A 1171-nucleotide genomic window follows, 5' to 3' on the forward strand; every position below is an offset into this window, starting at 1 on the left:
TACTTTACTCGACGACCTGAAGAAACGCGGAATAACTTTCATAGCCATCAAGGACAGAATAGACACAAATGCGCCAGTTATAGGGGAAATCTATACTCATCTGATGGCGATATTCTCTAGCTTTGAACGCAACCGCAATATTGAAAGAACGCGCTCAGGCCTTGCAGCTGCACGCGCAAGGGGCCGTGTGGGAGGGAGAAAACCGTCACTTTCTGAAGAAGATGTTAAACAAATTAGAATCTTACTTGCTGATCCTGAAATGACAGTTGGGGCACTGTTGCAAAGTTAGCGATGAGGCAGCCTTTTGTCTTATTCAAAGGCCTTACATTTCAAAAACTCTGCTTACCAGGCGCATTTCGCCCAGGGGATCACCATAATAAAATGCTGAGGCCTGGCCTTTGCGTAGTGCACGCATCACCTCAATACCTTTGATGGTGGCGTAAGCCGTCTTCATGGATTTAAATCCCAGCGTGGCGCCGATTATCCGTTTCAGTTTGCCATGATCGCATTCAATCACGTTGTTCCGGTACTTAATCTGTCGGTGTTCAACGTCAGACGGGCACCGGCCTTCGCGTTTGAGCAGAGCAAGCGCGCGACCATAGGCGGGCGCTTTATCCGTGTTGATGAATCGCGGGATCTGCCACTTCTTCACGTTGTTGAGGATTTTACCCAGAAACCGGTATGCAGCTTTGCTGTTACGACGGGAGGAGAGATAAAAATCGACAGTGCGGCCCCGGCTGTCGACGGCCCGGTACAGATACGCCCAGCGGCCATTGACCTTCACGTAGGTTTCATCCATGTGCCACGGGCAAAGATCGGAAGGGTTACGCCAGTACCAGCGCAGCCGTTTTTCCATTTCAGGCGCATAACGCTGAACCCAGCGGTAAATCGTGGAGTGATCGACATTCACTCCGCGTTCAGCCAGCATCTCCTGCAGCTCACGGTAACTGATGCCGTATTTGCAGTACCAGCGTACGGCCCACAGAATGATGTCACGCTGAAAATGCCGGCCTTTGAATGGGTTCATGTGCAGCTCCATCAGCAAAAGGGGATGATAAGTTTATCACCACCGACTATTTGCAACAGTGCCGTCAGAGGGGATGGCAATGCCGGAGTCGTTGTCACATATCACGACGGAATCACAGTGGAGAAGCCTGGTGCTGAAATCCGG

The 1171-nt window shown here is 51.0% G+C and carries 2 protein-coding genes; one reads left to right on the plus strand and one right to left on the minus strand.

Annotated features, from left to right (window positions below; translation table 11 throughout):
- Positions 1–289, plus strand: a 289-nt coding sequence (locus HGP29_RS28135; RefSeq protein ID WP_168885804.1) for a recombinase family protein, incomplete at its 5' end; no start/stop codon positions are given.
- A 33-nt stretch (positions 290–322) separates the two neighbouring features.
- On the opposite strand, the gene HGP29_RS28140 is transcribed toward HGP29_RS28135, so the two are convergent.
- Entirely contained in the window at positions 323–1027 is a 705-nt protein-coding gene (locus tag HGP29_RS28140) for an IS6-like element IS26 family transposase (RefSeq protein WP_001067855.1), read from the minus strand.
- Positions 1028–1171 lie beyond the last annotated feature (144 nt).

It is taken from the genome of Flammeovirga agarivorans (assembly GCF_012641475.1).
GTDB classification, from domain to species: domain Bacteria; phylum Bacteroidota; class Bacteroidia; order Cytophagales; family Flammeovirgaceae; genus Flammeovirga; species Flammeovirga agarivorans.

Excerpts from the sequence above, each read along its gene's own strand:
- HGP29_RS28140 (WP_001067855.1), bottom strand. The coding sequence starts at position 1,027 with ATGAACCCATTCAAAGGCCGGCATTTTCAGCGTGACATCATTCTGTGG.